Genomic DNA, 19,151 nt, shown 5'->3' with positions numbered 1-19,151 from the left:
ACTAGACGTTAAAATCGATGTTTGGTTAATACAATGGATAAATCCGCATTGGTATCCTACAGGTTATGATATGCTTTAAGTTGTTCAGGACCTTCTAGCAGAACTCTTACAATTTGTAATGTGCCGTCTGGTTTGGTGCTAATGTGCCATTTAATCAGAGAAATTTCACCATTAACTATTTCTATCCCCGTTATACTCCTTGGGTGTACGCAGCTACCATCGTTAAAAAAGGGAATCTGCCCTGGTTCTGGAAATCTAGGTCTATGCGTATGCCCAACAATAGTGAGCTTTAACTGATTGTTTAAAATCCATTTTTTTATACGCTTTTCTATACGAATAAGTTCTTTGTAATTTTTTGCTGGGCTCGTAGGGTCTGCAATGCCCACTACTTGCAAGGGTTTCCAAAGAATACGAACTAAAAATCTACCTACCTTCCAAAAGTTATAATTCCACCAGTCTGCTTGATGGCCATGAGTACAAAACAATTCTTGTCCGGTATCCTTATGTTGTAGCACTAAAGCCTCATGATATGTAATTCCTACAAAGAGGGATTTGTCTTCCCCATCAATGGGCTCAAAATAGCTAGAGAGGTGTTTTTCCACATATTTTGGGTCTCTATACACCATGTCATGATTGCCCCAAACCATATGTAAGCGATTTTGTAAGTGAAATTGGCGCAATAACTGATATACGTTTTTGTGAGCTTCAAAAATGGATTCAAAATTTATATTTTCCCATAGTTCATCGCCATCGCCTAATTCACAATACTCAAAACCTTCCCTGTAATAATAATTAAGAGCATGAAAGTAGATGTTTCTATTGTTTGCAAAATCGTCTGCAAAGCTATTGTCACCCCTGTGGCAATCGCTAAAAATGACAAACTTACTTTTGTCATCAAAAGCTATTTTCTTGGCGTTTTTGTATGCTCTGTTAAGACGTTTAGTAGAAGACATGCTATGCTTTCCTTAAAGGCCTAAATATAGCCCACTTTTATATAAAGAATATGTTAACATTTAACAAGCTTCAATTTTGTAATTTTACTTATTAAAGTAAGACTAATAGGGATATGGAATCAATGTTTCCTTTAGAGAGCCCCATGAAGCAGCTTATTAGCTTTAACAAACTGTTAGGGTACTATGAGCAGCAGTTAAAGAACAAAGACGCTTCTTTGGCGCAACGGGCTAAGCATATTTTGGATGCTGTGGCACCTTATCCCGAGTTACGTGACGGTTTTGAGGATGTTGCAGTATTAGAAAAACATAGCGATATTATAGCACTGCTGTTGGCAGATGTGTTCCCTACTGTACTAACACAAAATGAGATTAAAGCAGCAGCAATTCCCTATTGTAACGTAGTCTTTAATCAATCTAAACGCTTTGAGCAATTAGTAAAAGATGCTGGTGATAACTTTTCTTTAGAAATAAGAAATATGCCAGATAAGATGCAGTACATTGTACAATGCTCTGTAATTCTCAATTTTTTCTATGGTTTTAATATAGATTTTAAACGTCCATTGTTTTACGATATTCCAGATAAAACCGGACTCATGAGGCATTATAGAATATTATATAATGCAGACTTCATGGAGATTACACCAACCGATAAGGCGTTGAAAAAGTTTACGCAAGACGATATAGATGAGTTGTTAGAGAATTTTGACGATTTGGAGTATTGGAAAACTAAGTTTCCGCCCAACAGTTTTGTAGTCAAAGGTTTTGTGATTGCTAACATGTTTGATGTTACTGCAGAACATTCAATATCGGAAATTAAGTCCACCTTAATCGGCAACAATAAGCGGGGTAGTGAAAACTACATGGAGGATTTTGAGAATACTTTTAAATCGCTTTTTAATAACAAAGACATACAAGTTGGTTTTTCTGGGTATGACCAAGATTCCAATAGATTTTTAAAAATTTACGGTAAAGGCATTGCAAGTTTTATCTTAAAAGATAGGGAAGATGAATCTTGTGATACCTTATTATGTGAGTCTTCTAAAGGAAAGTTGTTTAAAGAACAAAACTACTTTGCCGTCTCTAATATTAAAAAATACTACGAGAAATCTGGCCACAGCCAACCGTACAAAAACTTATACGACCAAGGTTTTAGAAGCTGTATTCTAGCACCTATTTCTGATGGTGATAAACTTTTGGGGGTACTAGAATTGGTGTCTCCTAACCAAAACGACTTAAATAGTATTAATGCTACTAAGTTGGTAGATGTAATGCCATTTATTGTTTCTGCCGTATTACGTTCTATAGAAGAAGAAAAGAATCTTATAGATGCTGTAATACAGCATGAGTGTACCACGGTGCACGACTCTGTGTATTGGAAATTTCAAGAAGAAGCAAAACGTTTTATTGCTAGAGAAGCGGTAGGCGGTCAGCCTTCCTTTAAAGAAATTGTTTTTAAAGACGTCTTTCCACTATATGGGCAAATAGACATTAAGGACTCTTCTACAGAAAGGAATTTAGCCATCCAGAGAGATTTAATGATTCAGCTCGCAGAAATAAGAGATATTCTGGTAGAAGCTTTCCGTCTACTGCAACTGCCTATTTATGAGGAGTTAATATTTAGGGTAGAAAGTAATTTAGACGAAATAAAAGAAACGCTACACACGAATAGCGAACAAGCGATTTTTGATTTTATTTTAGAACATGTTAACCCTGTACTGCATCATTTAAAAAGAGAAGACTCGCGTCTTGAAGCTTTAATACTTAAGTATGAGTCTAGCATAGACATGGGTACAGAATCGTATTATGACCATAGGCGTAATTACGATGAAAGTGTCACAGAAATTAACCGCAGATTAGCGGCAGTTTTAGATAAAAAACAGGAGCAAGCACAAGCTATGTTTCCGCATTATTTTGAGCGTTACAAGACAGATGGTATAGAACATAACATGTATATTGGTAGCGCTATTGCTCATGAACGCGAATTTAACTCTCTTTATTTGAGCAACTTAAGGTTATGGCAGTTACAGGTAATGTTAGAGATGGAAAACGCTTATTACGGATTTAAATCTCAATTACCAGTAAAATTAGATGTTGCATCGTTAATGTTAGTGTACAGTACTCCATTGTCTATTCGTTTTAGAATGGATGAAAAACGTTTTGATGTAGATGGCACTTACAATGCACGGTATGAGATTATTAAAAAAAGAATTGATAAATCTTATATCAAAGGCACCAATGAACGTCTTACCCAGAAAGGCAAATTAGCCATAGTCTATTCCCAGAAAAAAGATGAGAGGGAATATCTAAGGTATGTTCGTTTTTTAAAGAGCAAAGGGTATTTTACCAACAATATAGAAATTGTAGAGCTAGATGGTTTACAAGGAGTTACGGGGCTAAAGGCCATACGTGCAGAAATTCTATATCGTCATGAAAAGACTCCGGAAAAAACGTACACCTATAAAGATTTGATGCAAGAAATTTCCGGATAAATTTTTAGGACCACTAAGGGGTTGTTAACTGGTCTAGAACACGTTCTGGACCATAGAATTTTAGGGCTATAATAAAGGCAATTACTGAGAGTACCATGCCAATTGCAAATATGGTATACGTTAATCTTAGTAATTTGTATTTTTTCTGTAGAACAACTCCTAGATAATACAAATCTTTGGTAAGATTAGAGTAAACAAATGCCTTGTCTTTTATTAATTCTTGTATAGCCCACTCATAATCTGGCAAAGCCATTTTATGAAAGTTGCCAAAGAATAAAAGATTAACCTTTTTCTGTTCTACGTCTTCCTTACTAAACTCACCACTGGTTACATTGGGCCTTGTGGCTAGTATGGCAAATATCATACTCACAATACTGAACAGTAAAAATATAGAAGTTGGTATTATTAGATACTGGTTATACGGATTATCTAGTTTTGGAATAAGGTTGGCTAAAACCAGAGAAATAATAATAGCATTTACAGAAAGTAAGATGTTTGCCTTGGTATCTGCAATATCACTTAATTTTAGGTGGTTACGCATGGTAACGCGGAACATAGTTTGTATGCCACGTTCAGGACTTTCACTCTTAAATTTTGCTTTAAGCATTTCCTTTTTGGCAATATCCTTCTCGTTCTTTTTGCGCTTTACAAGTTTTTTAATGTTTTTATCCTTGCGGGCTTGCCAATTTTCTTTAGCGTAATCCGTATAATAAAAGTGGTCTGCACGGAACATTTTTATGTTTTCTTCTCGCCATTCAGACGGGGAGTACTCTGCAATACCCAGTTGGGACAACTCCATGCGGAGTAATTCTGTGGTATCTGGGTAGCTTTTTTGTCCTAAGTGGGATGCATCTGCATCTCTAATTATCTGTTCTTCTAAATTTTGTGGCTCGTATCCTTTTTCCGTGGCCATGATATAAGCGCAAATTTGTTCTATTTGGGCATGGTCTACTCCTTCTTTTTCCAGAAATTCGCGTGCTAGTATACAGCTGTTTTTCTCATGTTCCGTTACGGACTTGGTGTAACCAGTATCGTGAAACCAAGCAGCAAGCAGCAACGCTTCTTTGGTTTTTGCTTTAGGTTTATAATGTTCTAAAAGCTCTTCTAAACTCTCTACTACTCGCTGCGTATGTCTAAGATTATGGTAGAGAAAATTAGGGTCTAATTCATTGGTTAATAAATCAGTAACAAAAGATTCAGCTTTTTGAAGTATTTGCGACATAGTTGTATATTGAATAGACAAAGTACAAAAATTAAAGATAAAGGAACGCTATGAAAAAATTAATGCTAACGCTATCCATTTCTGTTTTACTAATTGGCTGTGCCACATACCGTTCCAAATATGCAACTGGCTACACAGATGCGCCAATAACTGTGGATAAAGAGGTTTCTCATACTTTTTTTCTAATTGGGGATGCAGGTTTGTCGCCCATGGGAGATATGAATAACACGTTGAAAGCGTTTAAAAATCGTCTAGATAATGCGCCAGAAAATAGTACGGCGTTGTTTTTAGGAGATAACATCTATCCTGCAGGTTTGCCAGATAAAAAAGATTCCACCATAGCTTGGCTCACAGCAAAAAATCATTTAGATGCCCAGTTGGCTACACTGAATAACTTTAAAGGCAATAAAATATTTATTCCTGGTAATCATGATTGGTATAACGAAGGACTAAAAGGATTGGAACGCCAAGAAGAATATATACAAGAGGTATTGGGGAGTAAAGATGTGTTTTTTCCAGAAAACGGCTGCCCTATAGAAGATATAGAAATTAATGAAGATGTTACCCTTATAACTATAGATTCAGAATGGTTTTTAGTCAATTGGGATAGACATCCAACTATTAATGATGATTGTGACATTAAAGATAGAGAACAATTTTTGTTGGAGCTAGAAGATAAAATAAAGGATAATAGAGATAAAACCACCATTATTGCATTACACCACCCTATGTTTACCTATGGTTCTCATGGCGGACAATTCTCGTTTAAGCAGCATTTAAAAGCAACCTCTAAAGTCCCACTTCCTATTTTTGGAACCTTGGTAAACGTACTACGTAGAACTTCTGGAGGATCTATAGAAGACCAAAGTAATAAGCGCTATAACGAATTGAAAAAGCGTATTGTAACCTTGGCGCAATACTCAGAAAAAGTGGTATTTGTCTCGGGTCACGAGCATACTTTACAATACATTGTAGAAGAAAATATACCGCAGATAGTAAGTGGTTCGGGTGCAAAAAAAGGATATACAAGATTGCTTAATGGTAGTAAGTTTACAACGGGTAGTCGTGGTTATGCTATAATGGAAGTTTATACAGACGGTTCTTCTAAAGTAGATTTCTACGGGGCAAATACTACTCAAGAACAACACCTTTTTAGTAGTTTGGTATTACCTCCAGACAGACAATATTTTAAATATGAGGGTGATTTAGACTTTCCTGAATACGTAAATGCATCGGTCTATACAGAAGAAGAGGTAGAGAAGACGGGTTTCTTTAAAACCTTGTGGGGCGAGCGTTACCGTAAGTACTATGCTACTCCAGTAAAGGCAAAAACAGTAGATTTAGATACCTTGTTTGGCGGATTAAAACCAGTGCGTAAAGGGGGAGGACATCAATCTAAATCCTTGCGTTTAGAGGCGAAAGATGGTAGGCAGTATGTTATGCGTGCCTTAAAAAAGAGTGCAGAGCTTTATTTACAAGCTTTAGCATTTAAAAATGAATATGTTATCGGGGAGTTTGAAAACACTAAAACAGAAGAAATTCTTGCCGATTTTTACACAGGCTCTCACCCATATGCTCCCTTTACTGTGGGCGAATTGTCTGACGCTGCAAATCTGTTCCATACAAACCCCAAACTGTATTATATCCCTAAGCAAAAGGCCTTAGAAGATTTTAATACCGATTTTGGGGACGAATTGTATATGATAGAGGAACATGTGTCAGAAGGGCATGATATACCCAGTTTTGGATACGCAGAAAAAATAGAAAGTACAGATAAGCTTTTTGAAAAATTAAGAAAAGACGAGGAATACAAGTTAGATGCGGATAGCTATGTCCGTGCACGTTTGTTTGATATGTTGATAGGTGATTGGGACCGCCATAATGATCAATGGCGCTGGGCGCAATTTAAGCAAGAAAATGGCGATAAAATTTTAAAGCCAATCCCAAGAGATAGAGACCAAGTGTATTCCATTATGGGCGATGGGGCTTTAATGTCTGTTGCAACCAAAATTATTCCTGGTTTACGCTTGTTCGAAGGTTTTAAAGAAGAAATAACCAGTGTTAAGGGTTTTAATTCTAGCCCTAAAACTTTTGCTTTAGATATGGCTTTATTGTCAGAAACTACGCTAGAGCAATGGGAGGAACAGGCTCGTTTTCTACAAAAGAACATTACAGAAGAGGTGATAAATCAAGGGTTGTCCAATTTTCCAGAAGAAGTAAAGGATGAGACTGTAGCAAAAATAAAACACACTTTATTAGAACGTAAAAAAGGGCTGTGGCATACAGCGAGAGACTATTTTAAAGTTTTAAATAAATACAGTGTAATTACGGGAACTGATAAGGATGATTATTTTGTAATACAATCCTTGCCAAATAATAAAGTAGACGTTAAGGTATATCGTAATAAAGGAGGTCAGAAGAAAGACTTGTTTTTTGATAAATTGTATGACCCTGAATACACCAAAGAGATTTGGGTTTATGGTTTAGATGATGATGATATTTTTGAAGTAAACGGAAAGGGAGGTAAAATTAAAATTAGGCTAGTAGGGGGTCAGAATAATGATATTTATAAAATTAATGAACAAGCTAAAGGCGTACATGTTTATGATTTTAAAACTAAGAAAAATACATACGATGAAGCCTTTGGTGGGCATATTAATAAAATAAATGATTATGATACCAATAGTTACCAATTCTTAAAAATAAAAGCAAGTACAAATCAATTATTACCTGCGGTTGGCTTTAATCCAGATGATGGTGTAAAAGTTGGCTTTACCAATACCTACACCTATAATGGTTTTAGGCAGAATCCATTTACCCAACAACACGTGTTAAATGGGGCATATTACTTTGCTACCAGTGGTTTTGAGCTAGGTTATAGAGGTGAATTTCAAAATGTACTAGAAAATGTAAATCTAGAAGTAAAAGCACAATTTACCAGCCCTAATTTTACCCAGAATTTCTTTGGTTTTGGTAACGAAACAGAAAATTTGGATGATGATTTAGGTTTAGACTATAATAGGGTAAAATTAAGAACCCTAGCAGTTTCACCCTCTTTTGTATGGAGAGGGCCATTGGGGTCTAAAGTACGCTTAGGGAGTAGTTTTGAAGATATTGAAGTAGAAGAATCTGAAGGCCGATTTGTAAACGAATTTTACGTGGCTAATGGAGAGGAGAATAAGTTGCAATTTTTAGGCATAGAAGGGGAGTATAGTTATGTCAATACAGATAATGAAGCCTACCCAACAATGGGTATGGCATTCAGTTTGGTTAGTGGTTATAAGGCTAATATAACGGAGTCCGAAAATACGTTTGGGTACATAATTCCCAAAATTGCGTTTGACCATAGAATATCTTCTAACGGGCAATTGGTTCTGGCTACAGAATTTAAAGGGCATTTTAATATAGGTAATGGTTACGAATTTTACCAAGGGGCAACCTTGGGTGCAAGCAATGGCTTAAGAGGCTATCGTTTTCAACGTTTTACGGGTAAGACTGCCTATTCTCAAAAAACAGATTTACGATTAAGTTTTAGAAAAAGGAGAACTAGTATTTTACCAGTAACGCCTGGCTTATTTGCCGGTTTTGATTATGGGCGAGTATGGCAACCTAATGATGCTTCTGGTCAATGGCATAATAGCTATGGAGGTGGATTTTTTCTAAATGGGTCCGATTTAATTTCTGCGAATGTGAGCTTATTTAATAGTACAGATGGTATGCGTTTTGCTTTTGGTATAGGCTTCGGGTTTTAATTTAAGCTAAAAGAATATAAATTACCGCCCATACCGTGGCTACGTTCATCTGAAAGAAGAAGTGTATTGTCGTCATAAAACACTACAGATTCTAACTGGCCGTTATACCCTAAATCAATTTTTTCAATATCACCTTGGGTAAAATCATCCAAGGTAAAATTGGTGATTAACCACAAATAACCATAGCTAATCAGCGCAATCTTAGAACCATCTTTAGAAATGGTTGCGCTAGTTATAGAGCATTTTTCTTGGTCGTCACAGGTATTCCACGTAGCTATCAAATCTGCTTTATAGTCACCGGGAGTATCCAGTACTTTAAAAACAAAGGTTTTACCATCGTATGGCCTTGCTCTATTTTTAGTGATAATGTAAAGACTATTGCCCCAGTGGAAAAAAGCTTCGGCATCAAAATGACGGTCTTTTTTTTTGGAAGGAATTTCTAGTTGGTTGGGGTAACTAAATTTAATCTTTTCCGCATCAATCTTATCCCCAGGTTCATCTTCTGGGTTAGGAAGTTTGTAAATCACTAAATCTTCTCTGTCGCTACTATTATTGCCAAAATCACCTATGTAAAGATTGCCAGAGTTATCTTGAGCTAGGTCTTCCCAATCTTTATTTTTTGCATTTTTCACCTCCAAATCCTTAAGAATTTCTCCTTTGAGGTTCATTTGGGTAATTTCATCTTTATTTCCACTATCTTCTATAAGCCAAAGATTATCACCATAAATAGCCAAACCAGAGTTCTCTTTTTGGCTCGATGGTAAGTCTGTTAATACCTTTAAATTACCGCTGTTTTGGCAATTAGCTAGGGTGATACTAAAAATAAGTAATAAAAAAAGCTGTTTAACCATTTAATAAATTTTGTTATTAAAGTTAAACAGCTTTAGTAAGAATGACTCTATAGTTGTTGTTAGAGTTTTTATAATCTTTATATTAATCTACCTTCATTTTAATATTATCTACAAGGAACTTACCTAAATTCCGTCCTTGTTTAACACCAACTTCAACTGCGGCTCGATAATGTATGCCGCCGTACATACGGCTTATAGCAGCTTCTTCTGCAGCAGAGTTGAAGGAAGTAAATGAGCGCACGGGCAAGCCATAGGGTATTTCTGTATCATCATCAAAAGCAAAATTGTCACCATAAATGCTTGTTAAAGCTGTGCTGGCAGCACCAGAAACCACACTGTGACCGCTTGTGTATTCTGGAAAAGGAGGGGTTTGTAAAACAGGCACCCAAGCTTCATCAAAATATTCGTTTATTAATGTTTCTGGTCTAATAAGGTTACTTCTATATTTCTCATCCCAACAACTGATAAAGGCATCAGCTATAGCTAAGGAAGTTTTGGTGTACGCATGCACGGTTTCTATTAAATTAGATTTGGTTTTTCTGGCAGCTATTTTAGTTATACCAATCCAATGAGCGCCCGGTGTAATTTTCTTTGTCGCAAACATAAGGTGTCCACGAGTTACAGAAACATACGGATTACAATCCCAAAATTTAGCAATGGCCACTTCTTCTGAATCGTCTCCTTTAGCAGTAATTTCATTGCTAATATCATAAACCTCTTTAACTTCTTTGTAAAAATCACTTCCTTCTTCCATGGAAAATGGCGGCGGTGGAATAGGTTTAAATTGCGCCGCGCTATCAATAACAAAAGGTCTAATCTTGTTCCAATGTGGTTCTATGCCGTCCATGTACGCTGGTGGAGTAGGTTGCCAACGGGTAGGGTCGTCAGAATCTACCGTAAATTTAGGCATGGTACGGGTTTGGTTGTAGTTGTCTTTATTCATCCAATCCGTGATATGTTTTGCAACACTAAGCCCGTATTCTTTAGAAGCAAAAAACTCCTTTTCGTTTTGGTTTTCCCATTGTGTGTAAAGACTATCAATCAAAACATCATATTTGGCTTCGGAAAAAATCAATTGTTTGCCTAATTGCATATGTGCAATTAAGGCGGCCAAATCATAATTAAGGTTTTCTTCGGAATTTGGTTCTGGTATGGCATTCAAATCAGTTAATTGCCCGGCCAGCGATAGGTAGCTAGAGTCGTTTTTGGCTAAAATCTCATAAGCAGCTATGTTGGGGTAGGTAAAAATACGGCTGGCTACTGGTGGTGAGAAGATATCATGAATCATAATTTCTGTTACCTTATCAACGGAAGTATGAAAATCTTCTGGAGAAATTGTTATGGGTTTCTTGTTTGTGTTACATGCGGATATCAAAGCCGCAACAAGCACAAATAGCTTTAATTTATTCATTCTGAAATTTATTGTTGTGGTCGTACTTAATACGAAACAAAAATAAGATAAGATAGCTAAATAGCGTTAGCGACGGTAAATAAGTATTTAGATATATCTGTTGTTTGTTAAATAATGCGTATTAAATTCCAACATTCTTAGAAAATTCTAATTCTTTTTCTGTTTTTTTTAAAGACCTGTATATTTACAAGAATATATTCAAAATAGACAATTAAATGCTTGGAATAATCTCTTTTGTTGGCTTCACCGGACTCGTGGCACTTATTGCCTATTTATCAACTAGGTCAACTAATGAAACTACCTCGGATGGCTACTTTTTAGGAGGTAGAAGCTTAACTGCAGGGGTAATAGCAGGCTCACTTTTATTAACCAATTTATCTACTGAACAAATAGTGGGTTTAAACGGTAGTGCTTATAAAGATGGATTATCCGTTATGGCTTGGGAAACGTTGGCAGCTATTGCAATGGTAGTGACAGCTATATTTCTATTACCAAGGTATCTTAAAAGTGGTTTAACTACGGTGCCTCAGTTTTTAGCAGACCGCTTTGATGTTTCTACCAAAACAATTACTTCAGGTCTGTTTTTAACAGGTTATGTAGTGGTATTATTACCTGTAATTTTATATTCTGGTTCAGTAGCGATAAGTGGAATGTTTAATATACCAGAAATGCTAGGTGTTTCCGATAAAACTGCATTAGTAATCTGTATATGGGGTATAGGTATTATTGGTTCTATTTATGCCGTATTTGGAGGTTTAAAAGCTGTTGCGGTTTCTGATAGTATTAATGCCATAGGTTTAATGATAGGAGGTATTTTAATACCGGTATTTGGTTTAATGACTATTGGCGATGGTAGTGTTTTTGGAGGTTTAGATACTTTAATGAATGCGAATCCCGAACGTTTTGATTCTACTGGGAATAGCGGACAAGAAGTACCTTTTTCTACAATTTTTACTGGGATGATGTTAGTTCAATTATTTTATTGGGGTACTAACCAACAAATTATACAGCGTGCACTTGGAGCCAAAAATTTAGCCGAAGGGCAGAAAGGACTTTTATTAGCTGCCTTTTTAAAGATCCTTGGTCCCTTAATTTTAGTGCTTCCGGGTATGATTGCCTTCTATTATTTTGAAGGAAATCTTGATAGTAGTGACATAGCATATCCAGAATTGGTAAGAGCGGTACTGCCTGATTATTTAGTTGGTTTTTTTGTGGCTGTTTTATTTGGAGCCATTTTAAGTTCTTTTAATAGTGTTTTAAATAGTTCTGTAACCTTATTTGGTATAGATATTTATAAACAACACATTAATAAAGATGCAGCGGAAACAACAGTGGTTAAATATGGAAAAATATTTGGGGTAGGTTTGGCACTATCCGCAATGTTTATAGCGCCATTAATTGCGAATGCAGGCAGTTTATTTAACTATTTGCAGGAGATTAATGGTATTTATAGTATACCAATTTTTACCATTATTGTGGTAGGCTATTTAACCAAAAGAGTCCCTGCAATCGCTGCCAAAATTGGAATAATTGCTGGAAGCGTAATGTATATTATAAGTCAGTTTATTGTAAAACCAAAATTAGTTGCCAATGCTCTTGATGAAGCAGCAAAAGCTGGAATTACAGATCCTGTGCAACTTAGCTTAATTGAATCAGAGGCTTATCCGCATTTTTTGCACGTATCAGCATCACTCTTCCTATTTAATGTGATTTTGATGTTAATAATAGGATATTTAAAGCCTAGAGAAACACCTTATATTCAAGAGTACAGTAAACAAGTAAATATTACGCCGTTTAAATATGTTAAGCAGTTTGGCGCAATAATCTGTATAATCGTAATTGCTATATATTGGTATTTTGCTAAGTAAATCTTGAAAGAAAAAAGTAAGCAAAGGGCTATCGATAAATATATCGATAGCCCTTTTTAATTTTAATTTCTTTGTTTTAATATATAACTACTGCCGTTGTTTACTAATACCAGATAATCTGTTTTATTTAGAGGGATAATCTTTCTCGCATTTATAAATGGGGGTAGTTCTAAGTTTTCTTTATGTTTTAAATCCAATGTAGTGGTATATTTGATAATACCGCCAGCATTGGCCTCAGTATTGCCGAGTTCATTTACAAAACCAGAGTAATTACCAACGTAAAGAATCTGCTTTTTTTCAAGGTCAATGGAAAAATCTTCAATGGTACTAAATTGCGCCTGTACAGGTAAAACGGTGCCGGTATATTTACCATTCTTTAAGTTGAATAACATAGACCTTAATTCTTTAATTTCCTTTATCTCCAAAACCGTTTCTTCTTTATTAGGAAATAAATCATTTAGACTATTTACGGACGCGAAAGAACTATAATCTGGAAATCTTTTTTTAAGACTAGGTATTTGGCTAGAAAGGTTGTCTTTGTTCGCGAATGGAACGTACGACCCAAAGAAGTCATAAAAAATAATTGGGTCTAATTGCGTATTCTTATCAAAATCATCTAGATAAAGTTTTACAGGTTTTTCTTTGGATGCTTTCCATTTATGGTTAAGGCCGGTGTTTCCTGCTAGTATTTCTAAATTTCCATCTTTATTTAAATCGATTACTTTTACTGTGTTCCACATTCCGTTGGTGTTCTCCAATCCAAAATCTTGAGTGGCATTTTCAAACTTGTTTTCCCCTTTATTCAGATAAATAGAAACTGGCATCCAATCGCCCACTACAACTAGGTCTGGAAGTCCATCTTGATTAATATCTGCCCATTGACTGTCAGTTACCATTCCCATTCTTAGTTTTGCTGCAACGTTGAATTGTCCTTTACCGTTACTTGCTAGAATGTAACTAGATGGTGATAGGCCGTAACCGCCTGGTATAGACCTATTGCCTATAAAGAGGTCTAAATGACCATCTTTATTAAAGTCTATGGTAGAAACACTCCCTCCATTGTTCTTAAGCATATCTAACGGTAAGCGTCTAAAATTGGCTGCACCATCATTGATGTATATTCTGTCTTCAAGATAATCGCTTCCTTCTGCATTATCATTGCCTCCGCTCATAACATAAAGGTCTAAATCTCCATCATTGTCAATATCCAAAGCAACAGCATCCGTGTCTTCATAAACCCCATCTTTTAATAGGCTTTCTACTTTTTTAAGCTCAAAATCACCATTGCCAGCGTTTATAAATAAGGAGGGAGATTGATATTTAGCACCACCAAGATATAAATCTGGAAGACTATCATTATTAAAATCCGCATAAACGACACAGGGGCCTTCTGTAGATAATTTTTCTGGAATTAAACTTTCTCTTTCATAATCTAAATAGTTGTTTTCTAAATGAACATAAGGGAAAGTAGTAAAAGTATGGCTAAGGGATTGTGGCGTACTTTGTTTCTTGGCTTTTAATGTCTTATTAAGTACGGTTGTTTGGTTTAAAGGAACGTTTAGAAATACATCTTCCGTACCATCTAGCCATTTAACCTTTACAGAATCTATCTTATTGCTTTTACCTAGACCAAAGCTTAAAATTCTAGTTGAGGTGCTCTGAAAACCTTTTACGGTAGATAAATCTTTTCGTTGTACTTTATTATTGGAATATAAATATACTTTAGCGCCATTAGTATTATGCAATAATTCATTGCCATCTAATTTTAAACTGGAGTAATTATAATTATCTCGTTCACTGGTATTTTCTAGAATACTAACTGGTTGGTTTATGTTATTTACCACAAGATCTAAGTCGCCGTCATTATCCAAGTCAGAATATGCTGCTCCATTAGAATGGGAGGGTTCTTGCCCCGCTTCTAGCGTAAAGGGTTCAAAATTTAAATTGCCATTATTTTTAAACACCGTATTGGGTAGTTTAATCGTAGGCATTTTTTCTATTAGCTCTTTCTTTATATTGGTGGTTTCCTCCTTTGTAAATGAAGAAAAATCTACATTACTTAAGTATTTAATATAGTCTAAATCGTTAGGGCGCTTATATATTCCATTGGTAATGTATATATCATTTAGGCCATCTAGGTCAAAATCTTGTAGCAAAACACTCCAGCTCCAATCCGTAGCAAAAGTATTGGTAAGCAATGCAACATCTGTGAAGTGGTCTCCTTGGTTTAGTTGAAAGGTATTACGTGCATACTGTTCTCCAAACCCATAATTCTCTTTTATTTTTGCAACCTTATCCGAGTCTTCACCGCCTGATTTCAAGAAGATTTCATTATTGTTGGGCATCATATCTAGCGTAAAAATATCTAGCTTGTTGTCCATATTCATATCCATTACATCTACCCCCATGGTAAAGCGTGTAGTATGCCCTAAATAGTCCTGACCTACCTCTTTAAACGTTTTATCACCTTGATTGAGATACAAATAGTCGTTCTCATGAAAATCATTCCCTACATATATATCAATATAGCCATCGTCATTTATATCCGAAGTATTCAAGGCTAATCCATATCCAAGAGGACTTGAATATATCCCAGATTTATCTGTAACATCCTTAAAAATTTGCTGGCCATCACTAAGAAGATTTTCATACAAGCGGTCACCTGAAATAGGGTCATTGGTATCTCTAGCGCTAATATTGTTGTAACTACGTGTTGTGTGGGTAGAATGGTTCATTAAATACATGTCCATATCACCATCATTATCCATATCAAAAAAAGAAGCTTGTGTAGATAATCCACTAAACGCTAAACCGTAGGTTTCAGCTTTTTCCGTGAAGGTGTTGTTTCCATTATTTATGTACAGTAAGTTTTTGGCGTCAAGGTCTTTATATTCGCCTACCTTACATACATAGATATCTAAAAAGCCGTCATTGTTTATATCTTCCATAGTAACACCGCTAGACCAAGTATTGTCTATTTTAAGACCGGCTTCTTTGGTAATTTCTTTAAATTTAAAACCACCAAGATTTAAATATAGTTTGTCCATAGATTGGTTGGCACTTAGGTAGATGTCATCCAAACCATCATTGTTTATATCGCCTAATGCAACACCGCCACCGTTGTAATAGTAGAGGTAATCTATAATGTTTAAACTATCTCTAAAAGTTAGGTTATTAATAAATTCTATTCCAGTTTTAGAGGCGTCCAAAGAATTAAAATAAATACGGGCGGGTTGTACTTTTACTTCTTTAGACGTGTTTTTTTTATCAGTACACGAAAAAAAAACGAGGATTACTAAAACAAACAGTGTGTATTTCTTAAGTCTAATCATTCGTTTTTAATTCAAATGTTAAAATAGTATCATTGTTTCTGGAGACCACCAAAATATTATTGATGATATGCATATCTCTAACTTCACCTTCTATTTTTAATCCAAGGCCTTCTTTGTGGGGAACAAATTTAAAATCTCCTTTGTTTTCCAACACTAGACCCTTTAGACCGTCATATTTGCCAACCTCTGGTTTTACCCCAAATAAATTACCTGCAACTATTAAATCTTGATCTCCGTCATGATCATAATCCAAATTTTGAATTGAAAAAATAGAGGTGAATTGAGCTTCTATGGGTAAAACAATTACTTCAAATTCGCCATTACCTTTGTTTTTTAAGATAACCGACTCCAAAATATTGGTTTCTATTTTCTTGGAAGAATTAACCAGATCAGGAGTAAACATTTGATCCATGCTTTTGTCCTTAAAACTATTGTAATCTGGGAATGTCTTCTTTAAAGGTTTTATTTGGTCTATTAAATCGTGCCGAAGTGCATACGGATAGTCTTTTCCATCTTTGCTTCTAAAGGCAAGGATTGGGTCTATGAACCCATTTGCATCATAATCATTGGTGTATAGCGTAATAGGTAGGTCCTTACTTGCTTTAAAACTACTATTTAAACCCTGATTGCCAAGAACAAAATCAGGAAGTTTATCATTATCTAAATCTACCTTCTTAATGGTATTCCACCAGCCTTTGTACTGATTTAGACTACTAGAATTATCTAAATTAAATTTTCCATCTTGATTTATGAATAAGCTAATACCCATAAACTCTCCAATAACAATTAAGTCTTGATCTCCATCATTATCAATATCAGAAAACTCGGCGTCAGTAATCATTCCCAAGTTTTTTAACTGGGGAGCAACAGATGTGGTTACGTCCGTAAAATTACCTTTACCGTCATTGGACAAGATAAATCCAGAACACGCTTGGCCAAACTGAAGAGGAACTAAGCGCTCTCCAACAAATAAATCCTGATTTCCATCTCCATCAATATCCGTGTTTTTTACAGTTGACGTGCTATAAAAACCCTTATTGTTTGGTAAAATATGTCTACTTAAGTTAAAGTTTCCTTTACCGTCATTAAAATAGAGCCGATCTTTAAAATCTTGGGAATTTCTTCCATATTCTATTCCTCCACTACAGACATAGAGGTCTAGGTCTCCATCATTATCTGCATCAAATAGGAGAACGTCTGTATCTTCTTGTCTAAGGCTAGCCTCAAAAAAATTGTTCTCTAAAGCTTTGTAATTTGAAGGGTTGCCCAAAAGTATGGTCGTAGTATTCCCTTTAGAACCACCAATTATTAAATCCTCAATACCATCACCATTGATGTCGCCACTATCCATTTTTGGTCCTTGGGTACTATAAAAATGATATAGTAACCTGTCTTTGTAAAAATCTACAAACTTATTTTCTTTATGCTTAAAGTCAGTAATATTAGTGTGCTCAAAAAAATAAGAATCAGATGTATTTAACTGGTCATGTTGTGTTTTAATGTCAGCATCTTTTTCTGAGAACTCATACGTTTTATTTGGTGCAAGATTGCTGAATTTGGTCTCCTTGCCAGATGGCCAAATAATGATGCCAGATACTGGATTATTGTTTTTTAATCCAAAATTAGGTCTTATATCTATACTTGATTGAAACCCCCTTGCTGGTTGGTTTTCTATAGCTTGTTTGTCTTCTAAAACTATCTTGGCTCCTATAGCAAAGAGGTTGTTTTTTTCGCCTTTTAAATCGAATTTAATGTAATGGCCATTTGTCTTTTCTACTGCTGTATTCTTATAAACAAACGCTTGCATATTAACGTTGTTCACGATTAAATCTAAATCGCCATCATTATCTAAATCTCCATAAGCTGATCCATTTGAAAAGCTAGGGGTCCATAGGCCACTATTTTCAAAATTTTCAAAAAGCAGACCACCAGAATTTTTATAGGCATGATTTGCCACTTTATTAGATGGGATAATTTCTATGAGCTTTTTATAATCCACGGTATTGTTATTTACAATGGATTTCATTATTTCTTCATTGGAAATATACTGTAGGTAATCTTGGTTAGTTATATCTCTGTAAATACCGTTGGCGATAAACAAATCTTTATACCCGTCATTGTCCATGTCGAACAGCAAAGCACCCCAACTCCAATCAGACGCATTAACACCACTTAACCTACTTATTTCACTAAAAGACCCATTGGCATTATTTAATTGAAAAGTATTGCGTGTAAATTGATGGTGATAATCATTATTAACTTTTAAACGATATCTATTCCAATCTTCAAATGTTGTGACTGTTTTTAGTCTTTCATATTCTGATGGAAGCATATCTGTTACAAAAATATCATTATACCCATCATTGTTAATGTCTGCCATATCTGCTCCCATTGAGGCTGCACTTGTACTAGAAATTTGATTTTCTAGGTCTTCTTTAAAGCTTCCATTTTGCTGGTTTATGTATAGATAATCTCGCTCAAAAAAATCATTTGAAATATAAATATCTTCCCAGCCATCATTATTTACGTCACCTACAGTAACACCCAGTCCAAAGCCAATGACACTACCATAAATACCAGCTTCTTGGCTAACATCAACAAATTTCCCATTGTCGTTTCTAAGTAACTTATCGCCTCCCAAAAGGTCTTTTTTGGGTCTTTCCACTCTTCTAAGGTCGAAGCTGCCAATAGCTTGATAAGAATTGTTCAAAATATAGGCATCTAAATCCCCGTCTTTATCATAGTCAAAGAAAGAAGCATGTGTAGAAAAACCTTTATCGTCCAGACCGTAGGCTGCAGCTTGTTCTATAAACGTACCATCGCCATTATTAATAAAAAGCTCGTTTTGTTTGTTTGTGCCATCTAAATTACCGGAATTACATACGTATATATCTAAGTTTCCATCGGCATTTATATCTACCATGGTTACACCAGTAGACCAGGGTTTGTTGCCAGCAACTTTGGCAGTTTTGGTAATATCTTCAAAAGTAAAATTACCTTTATTCAAAAATAATTTGTTTTCCTTTTGATTGGCTGTCATGTAAATGTCTAAAAGACCATCATTGTTAATATCCCCTAAAGCCACGCCACCACCGTTATAGAAGTTTCTGTATTTGTATACATTAAAATCATTGGTATAGGTTAACTCATTACTAAATGAAATACCGGTTGCTGTACTGTCTGTTAATACAAAAAGTGTATCTGGTTTTTTGTCAGATTTAGAACATGAAATGATGAGAATCAATAAACTTAAATATCCTGTATACTTCATCA

At 35.3% G+C, this 19,151-nt stretch carries 9 protein-coding genes; 3 read left to right on the top strand and 6 right to left on the bottom strand.

Annotated features, from left to right (window positions below):
- Positions 1–56: 56 nt before the first annotated feature.
- Entirely contained in the window at positions 57–953 is an 897-nt protein-coding gene (locus HCO57_RS09110) for a metallophosphoesterase (RefSeq protein ID WP_167988787.1), read from the bottom strand.
- Positions 954–1,066: 113 nt separating this feature from the next.
- Between HCO57_RS09110 and HCO57_RS09105 the strand changes: the two genes are divergently transcribed.
- Positions 1,067–3,442, top strand: a complete 2,376-nt coding sequence (locus tag HCO57_RS09105) for a GAF domain-containing protein (RefSeq protein ID WP_167988786.1) — start codon at positions 1,067–1,069, stop codon at positions 3,440–3,442.
- A gap of 13 nt (positions 3,443–3,455) precedes the next feature.
- On the opposite strand, the gene HCO57_RS09100 is transcribed toward HCO57_RS09105, so the two are convergent.
- Positions 3,456–4,664 carry a Pycsar system effector family protein gene (locus HCO57_RS09100; RefSeq protein WP_136950635.1) on the bottom strand — a complete coding sequence of 403 codons (1,209 nt, stop codon included), beginning with the start codon at positions 4,662–4,664 and terminating at the stop codon, positions 3,456–3,458.
- A gap of 50 nt (positions 4,665–4,714) precedes the next feature.
- Here HCO57_RS09100 and HCO57_RS09095 point away from each other — a divergent pair, with 50 nt between their 5' ends.
- On the top strand, positions 4,715–8,416 hold the full coding sequence (locus HCO57_RS09095) for a metallophosphoesterase (RefSeq protein ID WP_167988785.1): 3,702 nt from the start codon (positions 4,715–4,717) through the stop codon (positions 8,414–8,416).
- Here HCO57_RS09095 and HCO57_RS09090 read toward each other — a convergent pair.
- Both HCO57_RS09090 and HCO57_RS09085 read right to left on the bottom strand, forming a co-directional pair.
- The gene (locus HCO57_RS09090; RefSeq protein WP_167988784.1) at positions 8,413–9,267 is read right to left on the bottom strand and encodes a hypothetical protein; all 855 of its coding nucleotides are present in this window, start codon (positions 9,265–9,267) and stop codon (positions 8,413–8,415) included. The two genes, HCO57_RS09095 and HCO57_RS09090, sit on opposite strands and share 4 nt — an antisense overlap.
- An 82-nt stretch (positions 9,268–9,349) precedes the next feature.
- Positions 9,350–10,678: a vanadium-dependent haloperoxidase gene (locus HCO57_RS09085; protein ID WP_167988783.1), complete on the bottom strand. Its 1,329-nt coding sequence runs from the start codon at positions 10,676–10,678 to the stop codon at positions 9,350–9,352.
- Positions 10,679–10,893: 215 nt separating this feature from the next.
- Between HCO57_RS09085 and HCO57_RS09080 the strand changes: the two genes are divergently transcribed.
- Positions 10,894–12,546, top strand: a complete 1,653-nt coding sequence (locus HCO57_RS09080; RefSeq protein ID WP_167988782.1) for a solute:sodium symporter family transporter — start codon at positions 10,894–10,896, stop codon at positions 12,544–12,546.
- A 62-nt stretch (positions 12,547–12,608) separates the two neighbouring features.
- Here HCO57_RS09080 and HCO57_RS09075 read toward each other — a convergent pair whose 3' ends face one another.
- Together HCO57_RS09075 and HCO57_RS09070 are read right to left on the bottom strand one after the other, a co-directional pair.
- Positions 12,609–15,878: a VCBS repeat-containing protein gene (locus HCO57_RS09075; RefSeq protein ID WP_167988781.1), complete on the bottom strand. Its 3,270-nt coding sequence runs from the start codon at positions 15,876–15,878 to the stop codon at positions 12,609–12,611.
- On the bottom strand, positions 15,871–19,149 hold the full coding sequence (locus HCO57_RS09070; RefSeq protein ID WP_245167575.1) for a VCBS repeat-containing protein: 3,279 nt from the start codon (positions 19,147–19,149) through the stop codon (positions 15,871–15,873). The genes HCO57_RS09075 and HCO57_RS09070 overlap by 8 nt, the downstream gene beginning before the upstream one ends.
- Positions 19,150–19,151: the final 2 nt, after the last annotated feature.

This window comes from Croceivirga sp. JEA036 (assembly GCF_011882165.1).
Lineage (GTDB): Bacteria > Bacteroidota > Bacteroidia > Flavobacteriales > Flavobacteriaceae > Croceivirga.
The sequence above is the reverse complement of the archived record's forward strand: the minus strand, read 5'-3'. Positions and strand labels throughout refer to the sequence as shown.